The sequence below is a fragment of the Yersinia sp. IP36721 genome (assembly GCF_003634395.1).
In the GTDB taxonomy this organism is placed as follows: domain Bacteria; phylum Pseudomonadota; class Gammaproteobacteria; order Enterobacterales; family Enterobacteriaceae; genus Yersinia; species Yersinia entomophaga.
In genome coordinates, this window is the sequence record NZ_QCZL01000030.1 from 42,969 (window position 1) to 52,222 (window position 9,254).

Below are 9,254 nucleotides of genomic sequence, written 5' to 3' on the forward strand. Positions count from 1 at the left end.
ATTATCTATCAAAGGGAATGATGCCGCCAGCCATTGATTTTCCGCGCGACAGACCTCATGTTAAATGTTCATCCGCATTTATCATCTGACGGTAGGAAAATCATGAGTAAACCATCGTCAGGACGACAACTATAATCAGGACACCCTATGACAAATCCGCTGTTGACTCCGTTCTCCTTGCCGCCGTTTTCGGCTATCCGCCCTGAAGATATCGTGCCTGCGGTGCAATCCGCTTTAGATGAATGTCGTCAATCGGTGGAGCGGGTTGTGGCCCAACCGGGTCCTTTCACCTGGGATAATCTGTGCCAGCCGCTGGCAGAATCCGACGGCCGTCTCTCTCGCATCTGGTCGCCTGTCGGCCATTTAAACGCGGTAAAAAATAGCCCGGAATTGCGTACCGCCTACGAGCAAAGCCTGCCGCTGCTGTCTGAATACGGCACCTGGGTTGGCCAGCATAAAGGTTTATATCAGGCTTACGTCAGCCTGAAAGAAGGCCCCGGCTTTGCCGAATTGACTCCGCCGCAGCGTAAAGCGGTGGAGAATGCGCTGCGTGATTTCCAATTGTCCGGTATTGGTTTACCGGAAGAGCAGCAAAAACGTTACGGTGAAATCGTGGCGCGTCTGTCCGAGCTGGGTTCGACCTACAGCAATAATGTGCTGGATGCCACTATGGGCTGGACCAAACTGATTACCGATGAGAAAGAGCTGGCTGGTTTGCCGGAAAGCGCTCTGGCCGCCGCTCGCGCGATGGCCGAAGCCAAAGAGCTGGATGGCTGGCTGCTGACGTTGGATATGCCGAGCTATCTACCGGTGATGACTTACGCGGATAACGCCGCGCTGCGTGAAGAAATGTATCGCGCGTTTGCAACCCGGGCCTCCGATCAGGGGCCGAACGCCGGTAAGTGGGATAACAGCGAAATCATGGCTGAAATCCTGACTCTGCGCCACGAACTGGCTCAGTTATTAGGATTTGAAAGCTATGCCGATCATTCATTGGCGACCAAAATGGCTGAAGATCCGCAGCAAGTGCTGAATTTTCTGAATGATCTGGCCAAACGTGCACGTCCGCAGGCAGAAGAAGAGCTGGCGCAGCTGCGTGCTTTTGCCAAACAACACTTCGGTGTCAGCGAGTTAGCGGCGTGGGATATTCCTTACTATTCCGAGAAACAAAAGCAGCATTTATTCTCCATCAGCGACGAGCAACTGCGCCCTTACTTCCCGGAACAGCGCGTGGTAGAAGGTCTGTTCGAGGTCGTGAAACGCATTTACGGTATTACCGCCAAAGAGCGGCAGGGCGTGGATACTTGGCATCCGGACGTGCGTTTCTTCGATCTGTTTGATGCTCAGGGCGAGCTGCGCGGCAGCTTCTATCTGGACTTGTACGCTCGCGAACACAAACGCGGCGGTGCGTGGATGGGCGATTGTATCGACAGTCTGCGTCTGGCTAACGGTGAGCTGCAAAAGCCGGTGGCTTATCTGGTGTGCAACTTCAATGGCCCGGTCGGTGATAAACCGGCGCTGTTTACCCATAATGAAGTCACGACTCTATTCCATGAATTTGGCCACGGTTTGCACCATATGCTGACCCAAATTGATACCGCCGGTGTTTCCGGCATCAGCGGTGTGCCTTGGGATGCGGTCGAGCTGCCGAGCCAGTTTATGGAAAACTGGTGCTGGGAGCCGGAGGCGCTGGCGTTTATCTCTGGCCATTATCAAACCAATGAGCCTTTGCCGCAGGAAATGCTGGATAAGATGCTGGCGGCGAAAAACTATCAGGCGGCGCTGTTTATCCTGCGTCAGCTCGAATTCGGACTGTTTGATTTCCGTATGCATTTCGAGTTTGATCCGGCTAAAGGTGCGCAGATTCTGTCAACCTTACAGGAAGTGAAAAAACAGGTTGCCGTAGTGCCATCACCAAGCTGGGGTAGATTCCCCCATGCTTTCAGCCATATTTTTGCCGGTGGTTATGCGGCGGGTTATTACAGCTATCTGTGGGCAGAAGTGCTGTCGGCGGATGCGTTCTCCCGCTTTGAAGAAGAGGGCATTTTCAACGCTGAAACAGGCCAATCTTTCCTCGACAATATTTTATCTCGCGGTGGTTCCGAGGAGCCGATGACGTTGTTCAAACGCTTCCGTGGGCGCGAGCCGCAGTTGGATGCTATGCTGCGCCACTACGGTATTAAAGGTTAAGTCTGAAGGGCATTATCCCGCGTGAGTATTCGTTTAATTTGTGAAGAAGGTGCCGATCCCAGCACCTTATCTATTCTGGCTGAACGCTGGGGTTTGATTTCTGACGAGCAGGCGACGATGGCGCTGGTGTTAACGCCAACGCAATTGGAGCTGCGTAAGTTGGATGAACCCAAGCTCGGCGGGATTTTTGTCGATTTTGTTTCCGGTACTCTGGCTCATCGCCGTCGGTTTGGCGGCGGACGCGGTGAGGCGGTGGCGAAAGCCGTTGGTATCAAAAAAGGCTATTTGCCGAACGTGGTAGACGCAACCGCCGGTTTGGGGCGCGACGCTTTTGTTTTGGCGGCTTTGGGCTGCAAAGTCCGGATGCTGGAGCGGAACCCGGTAGTGGCTGCGTTGCTGGATGATGGCCTGCGGCGGGGTTATCAGGACCCTGAAATCGGTGGCTGGTTACAGGAACGTATGACTTTGCTACATGCTTCCAGCCTAACGGCGTTGGCCGATCTCGATCCGCGTCCAGAAGTGGTTTATCTCGATCCTATGTATCCGCACCGGCAGAAAAGCGCGTTGGTGAAGAAAGAAATGCGAGTGTTTCAGTCATTGGTTGGCGCGGATGAGGATGCTGATGGACTATTGGCCCCGGCGCGCGCACTGGCCACCAAAAGAGTGGTAGTGAAGCGGCCTGACTACGCTGAACCTTTGGCTGGCGTGCCCGCTCAGGCCGCCATTACGACCAAAAGTCACCGTTTCGATCTGTATTTGCCTTAGGCGATATCGTTTAAATTCGTTGTCTAAACTCCCCATTCCAGCGCGACGTTTTTGCCAGAATGGGGTTTTATTATCCGACCTTAACTTAAAGCACGCCCTGCGCCAGCATGGCATCAGCAACTTTTACAAAGCCTGCGATATTGGCACCGTGAACGTATTGCGTTTGTTTTCCTTCTCCGCCGAATTCCACGCAAGACTGGTGAATATCCAGCATGATGTGACGTAAACGCACATCCACTTTCTCTGATTTCCAGCTCAGGCGTGCCGCATTCTGCGCCATTTCCAAACCCGATGTGGCAACGCCGCCGGCATTGGCAGCCTTACCCGGAGCAAACAGCACGCCAGCTTCGATAAAAGCATCAGTGGCCTGAATGGTCGTTGGCATATTTGCGCCTTCCGCGACGGCTTTCACACCGTTGGCGATAAGCTGACGAGCGGCGGGCAGATCCAATTCATTTTGGGTCGCGCAAGGCAGAGCAATGTCTACCGGCACGTTCCAAGGCTGCTCACCCGTCAGATAGGTCAGATTGCGCTCGCGGGCATAATCTTCCACGCGGCCATAACGTTGGTTTTTGATTTCAGACAGGTGGGCCAGTTTTTCTGGCGTAAAGCCAGCCTCATCTACCAGAGTGCCGCCAGAATCGGAAACGGTAATCACGCGCGCGCCCAATTCCATTGCTTTCTCAATGGTATACTGCGCTACGTTACCCGCGCCGGATACTGCCACTTTCATGCCTTCAAATCCCAAACCGTGGCGTTTCAACATAGCGTCGGTGAAATAAACCAGACCGTAGCCGGTAGCTTCTGGGCGAATCAGACTGCCACCGAAGGACAAACCTTTGCCAGTGAACACGCAGGCGGTGTTGTTGGACAGCTTTTTCATCATGCCGGTCATAAATCCAACTTCACGACTGCCAACGCCGATATCACCGGCTGGCACGTCGGTGTCTGGGCCAAGATGACGATAGAGTTCGGTCATCAATGCCTGACAGAAACGCATGACTTCAGCCTGACTTTTCCCTTTAGGGTTGAAGTCGGATCCACCTTTTCCGCCACCCATTGGCAGGGTGGTGAGAGCATTTTTGAAAGTTTGCTCAAAGCCGAGGAATTTCAGAATCGAAAGATTTACCGATGGATGGAAGCGCATCCCGCCTTTGTAAGGGCCGATTGCGGAGCTGAACTGCACCCGCCACGCGCGGTTAACCTGTACCTGACCTTTATCATCAACCCACGATACGCGGAACTGGATGACTCGCTCAGGTTCAACCAGACGCTCCAGCAGACTTTGCTCGCGATAGCGCGGATTCTGTTCCAGGAATGGCCATAGGGAGGTGAAAACTTCACGGACTGCCTGAAGGAATTCCGGCTGGTGGGCATCACGTTGTTGTAAAGATTCTAGAAACGACTCCAGAGAGGCTAAATCATTCATCAAAAAAGATTCCTTTGTACATGGTAGATCCCCGCTAACGATTTCTTATTGGAATGAGTATGGCGAAATAGTGAGAGGGCGATGTTGTGTCTTTCTTGACTATATCACCGCTTTATAATCATACCGCAAGGGTTTTCTCACTGAAATATAACGAAGTTATTAGGGCGGGGGACAAAGGGATTTGGGGTTATATAATGATAAACGCCTGCATAGGCAGGCGTTCTAAATGTATATTAATTCAATCGTGGTTTATTATTCGTCATCTTCGTCTTTCAACGGAACGATCAACATGTCGACGTGAACGGTATTAATCAGCTGGCGAGCAGAGGACATCAGCTTGCTCCAGAAGTCTTGATGGTGACCACACAGCACCAGATCGATATCGTATTTTTTAATCGCATCAACCAGAACCTGGCCCAAATCGCCGCTACCGCTTAAGGTTTCAGTGATTGGATAACCTGCATTTTGGGATAGCTCGGTCAGCGCGCTGTGGGTTTCTTCAGAAATACGTTTCTGCATGTCGCCCAAATTAACGTCGATCAGGCCGGTATAGAGATCCGAATAGTTAACATCCACATGGATCAGGGACACTTTGGCATTGTATGGTTTGGCCATAGAGACCGCTTTTTCAACCAACACCTTGCTTTCCGGAGACAGGTCTACCGCAATCAGAATGTGTTTGTAAGCCATAAGTAAACTCCTTCCATAATGCTAATTAATGGGTAAGCAATCATTCAGGTAACTGAACGGGCGCTAAGGCTATGTCTAGATACTATCACTATGATCCATAAGCGAAGTGTTTCACCGATCACAACGCAGGCTTTTAATTGTACGCGTTAAAGCTTAAGTCACTGTTTTACACCAATAGACGGCTTAATCCTATTGCTCAGACCGCTGTTGTCAAATATTTGGCCGTTTATCCGGTAATCATTTGGCTCGCTATATCCATAATTATAGTACTGATAAAGCAGTGAGTATTGATCAAAAACGCCGGTTCGCTAGCTTTTATCTCTGCATTTAAGTTAAGAGAGACTAACTATTTTGAGCTGTTTCTGGCGGTTTTTCACTGAAATTTGCGCCTAAAAGCATCAGTTGCGTACAAAATGTGACCGGATAAATCAGAGATTATCAGGCTATTTCTGATTTCATTTCCTACACTGGTAAATGGGTTAGGCAAAATTTTAGCGGTAGCGTCGGCTCATATATAAAAAAGGTGATGGAGAGGCATGTTTCTGCGCCTCGGGGATGGTTGTAATGGCTAGAGCGGGCGATGGCGTAACGGCGAATCAAAGGTGTCGTTAACGCGAAATATCGCTGGAGGGGGAATCATGATCAGTACCGTCGCGCTTTTCTGGGCTTTATGTGTGGTGTGCGTGGTGAATATGGCGCGTTATTATTCGTCTCTACGTGCGCTATTAGTGGTGTTACGCGGCTGTGATCCATTGCTGTATCAATATGTGGATGGGGGCGGTTTTTTCACCTCTCACGGACAACCCAGTAAACAAATTCGGCTAGTGCGTTATATCTACGCCCAGCGTTATACCGACCACCACGATCCGGAATTTATCCGTCGCTGTGAAAGACTGCGCGGCCAGTTCATTCTCACCAGCGCCCTGTGCGGCTTGGTCGTTGTCAGCTTGATGGCGCTGGCTCTATGGTACTGAGATGATTTTTGATGATAGCCAACTAAAAAAGGCGACCCCGATGATGAGGCCGCCTTTTTATTTGCGGTAACGTGGAGTCATCCAGCCAGGCTTAGATGAATTTCAACGCTATCCAGTACAGTGAACCGGAAAGAAGAATCGATACTGGCAGAGTAAGAATCCAGGCCAGCATGATGCTCTTAATGGTTTTACCCTGTACGCCACCGCCATCGACCAGCATAGTACCGGCAACGGCTGAGGAGAGAACCTGGGTCGTGGAAACCGGCATACCGGTGTAGCTGGCAATACCGATAGATACCGCCGCGGTCATCTGGGCCGAAACCCCTTGCGCGTAGGTCATTCCTTTCTTACCAATCTTCTCACCAATGGTCACTGCAACACGTTTCCAGCCAACCATAGTGCCCAGAGAGAGCGCCAAAGCTACTGCAACGATAATCCAGGTAGGTGCGTATTCCACGGTTTCCAGCAAATCTTTACGCAGGTTGTTCAGGAAACGCCTGTCCGCAGAACTGGTTTCCGGTAACTTGGCAACCGTGCCAGCCGTTTCGGCGACACACATCAGCAAGCGACGCATATGGCTGCGTTGCTCCACAGTCAGGTCGTCGTAGCTTTGCAGGTTAGCCAACAGTGCCTGCGCATGGTCGATAGCAATCATGGCGCGAGAGCTGTCACAATGGAACTGCGCCGGTGTATCAGGCAGAGTCTCTGGTGCGGGGACCAAAGGCTTCAACGCGATAGCGTGCGGCAAGGCTTCACTGTGTTGCTGATAATATTGCTGCAAATGAGTTACGGCATCCCGCGTACGGGCAATATCGTAACCAGTCGCGCTCATATTAACGACAAAACCAGCCGGTGCGACGCCAATCAACACCAACATAATCAGGCCGATACCTTTCTGACCATCGTTAGCGCCGTGAGAGAAACTCACGCCGATAGCCGATAAAATCAGAGCTGTACGGGTCCAGAACGGTGGTTTGCGTTTACCATCTTTCTTTTCACGCTCAGCAGGCGTTAAGTGAATACGAGCTCGCTTTTTGGTTCCGCTCCAGTAACGACGCAGCAGGAATACCATCAACCCAGCAATAATTAAGCCCACTAACGGCGACAAAATCAGTGATAGGAAGATTTGTATCATCTTTGGAATATTCAGTGCATCCACCACGGATGTACTAGTCATCACCGCGTTGGTTAGGCCGATCCCAATGATGGCACCAATCAGCGTATGTGAGCTGGAAGCAGGAATACCGAAGTACCAGGTTCCCAGATTCCAGATGATCGCCGCCAACAACATGGAGAAGACCATCGCCAACCCATGAGCCGAACTGACATTCAACAGGAGATCTGTAGGCAATAAATGAACGATGGCATAGGCCACGCTCAAACCGCCCAGCATCACGCCAAGAAAGTTGAATACCCCCGCCATAACCACAGCGATCTGTGAACGCATGGCACGGGTGTAAATTACGGTAGCAACCGCATTGGCTGTATCATGAAAACCATTGATGGCTTCGTAAAACAGCACGAACAAAAGAGCAAGAACTAACATAAGGCCGGTATGGAAATCCAGGCCAGCGAAAAGATGTAGCATAAGCGTTACGCCAGTTTGTGGACATGAACGCGGCGCATTATCGGTGACAATAGGGGTTGGGGAAAAGGAAAAAATGACCTTTCTTTGATATAAATGTGGATAGATGCATCATAACCATGAACATAACCATGAGATATCAGCAAGTTACTCTGATTTACTGAATCTAACATTTTCTTACTATAGCGATCTTTCTGTTAGGGCCTTACAATCCTCCGCCGCTGATTATTCGGTTATTTGTGGTGAACACTGCGGTAAAATTGCGAAATATGAGCAATTTTGCGGCGATAATGATTTTACAGAGAGAGGCCGAAAGTGGAACAGTTTGACGTAGTGGTGGTGGGCGCGGGTGCCGCAGGGCTATTTTGCGCGGCTCAGGCAGGGCAATTAGGGCGTCGGGTATTGCTGGTGGATAACGGCAAAAAGGCTGGGCGTAAAATCCTGATGTCTGGCGGCGGGCGCTGTAATTTCACCAATCTCTACGCGGAACCTGCGGCTTATCTTTCGCAAAACCCTCATTTCTGTAAATCTGCGCTGGCGCGTTATACCCAATGGGATTTCATTGATCTGATCAATCGACACGGTATTGCCTATCACGAGAAAACCCTCGGTCAGCTGTTTTGTGATGATTCCGCGCAGCAAGTGGTGGAACTGTTGCTGAAAGAGTGCGAATCAGGTCAGGTAACTATCCGTTTACGCAGCGAGATTCTGGCGGTCGAGAAAATCGACGCGGGCTTTGAATTACAGATAAATGAACATAAAGTGAGCACTTCCTCACTGGTTATCGCTTCCGGTGGCTTGTCGATGCCGGGGCTGGGCGCGACGCCTTTCGGTTATAAAATCGCCGAACAGTTTGGCCTGAAGGTTTTGCCGACCCGCGCCGCGTTGGTGCCTTTTACACTGCATAAACCTCTGCTGGAGCATCTACAAACTCTCTCCGGCGTTTCAGTGCCCGCGGTAGTGACGGCAGAAAACGGCGTCAGTTTCCGCGAAAGCATTTTGTTTACTCATCGCGGCCTGTCTGGCCCGGCCATTCTTCAGCTTTCCAGCTATTGGCAGCCTGGCGAATATGTGAGCATTAACTTACTTCCTGATACCGATTTGGACGCTTTCCTGAATAGCGAGCGCCAGGCACATCCGAATCAAAGTTTGAAGAACACGCTGGCGCAGCTGCTTCCGAAACGTTTGGTGGAGTGCTTACAGCTGTTAGGTCAGATACCTGACGTCACCTTAAAACAGCTTAATGTGCCTCAGCAGGCAGCGCTGGCGGTGACGTTGCAAGAATGGCGGGTGCAACCTAATGGTACTGAGGGCTACCGCACCGCAGAAGTTACCATCGGCGGTGTAGATACGCAGGAGCTGTCTTCCAAAACTATGGAAGCTCATAAAGTTCCGGGGCTGTATTTTATCGGAGAAGTGGTGGACGTGACCGGTTGGCTGGGCGGCTACAACTTCCAGTGGGCATGGAGCTCCGCCTGGGCGTGCGCACAGGCGCTGGCGAGCAAATAGCCCGCTAGCTTTGCATCTAAAGAACCGATGGATATAAATAAATATCCTCCGGCATAGCCGGAGGTTTTTCATATGCGCCTATAAGGCTCTGTTGCCAGCCGCGCCCTAACAG

General features: G+C 51.0%; 7 protein-coding genes. 4 read left to right on the forward strand and 3 right to left on the reverse strand.

The genetic code is table 11. The annotated features are described in order from the left end of the window. Positions 1 to 147: 147 nt before the first annotated feature. Entirely contained in the window at positions 148 to 2,190 is a 2,043-nt protein-coding gene (gene prlC, locus DBA33_RS18180) for an oligopeptidase A (protein WP_064515729.1), read from the forward strand. 21 nt (positions 2,191 to 2,211) lie between these two features. Then, positions 2,212 to 2,955 (forward strand): 16S rRNA (guanine(1516)-N(2))-methyltransferase RsmJ, encoded by a 744-nt coding sequence (rsmJ, locus tag DBA33_RS18185; RefSeq protein ID WP_120806934.1) that lies wholly within the window; start codon positions 2,212 to 2,214, stop codon positions 2,953 to 2,955. 85 nt (positions 2,956 to 3,040) lie between these two features. On the opposite strand, the gene gdhA is transcribed toward rsmJ, so the two are convergent. Together gdhA and uspA are read right to left on the reverse strand one after the other, a co-directional pair. Further along, a complete protein-coding gene (gene gdhA / locus DBA33_RS18190; RefSeq protein WP_064515724.1) occupies positions 3,041 to 4,384 on the reverse strand; it encodes an NADP-specific glutamate dehydrogenase in 1,344 nt (447 codons plus the stop codon). A gap of 252 nt (positions 4,385 to 4,636) precedes the next feature. After that, a complete protein-coding gene (gene uspA / locus DBA33_RS18195; RefSeq protein ID WP_064515721.1) occupies positions 4,637 to 5,074 on the reverse strand; it encodes a universal stress protein UspA in 438 nt (145 codons plus the stop codon). A gap of 638 nt (positions 5,075 to 5,712) precedes the next feature. On the opposite strand from uspA, the gene uspB reads away from it, so the two are divergent. After that, positions 5,713 to 6,048 (forward strand): universal stress protein UspB, encoded by a 336-nt coding sequence (gene uspB / locus DBA33_RS18200; RefSeq protein WP_004722620.1) that lies wholly within the window; start codon positions 5,713 to 5,715, stop codon positions 6,046 to 6,048. 91 nt (positions 6,049 to 6,139) lie between these two features. Here uspB and pitA read toward each other — a convergent pair whose 3' ends face one another. Continuing rightward, positions 6,140 to 7,636: an inorganic phosphate transporter PitA gene (gene pitA, locus DBA33_RS18205; RefSeq protein WP_064515718.1), complete on the reverse strand. Its 1,497-nt coding sequence runs from the start codon at positions 7,634 to 7,636 to the stop codon at positions 6,140 to 6,142. A gap of 312 nt (positions 7,637 to 7,948) precedes the next feature. Here pitA and DBA33_RS18210 point away from each other — a divergent pair, with 312 nt between their 5' ends. Continuing rightward, positions 7,949 to 9,142 (forward strand): NAD(P)/FAD-dependent oxidoreductase, encoded by a 1,194-nt coding sequence (locus DBA33_RS18210; protein WP_064515715.1) that lies wholly within the window; start codon positions 7,949 to 7,951, stop codon positions 9,140 to 9,142. Positions 9,143 to 9,254: the final 112 nt, after the last annotated feature.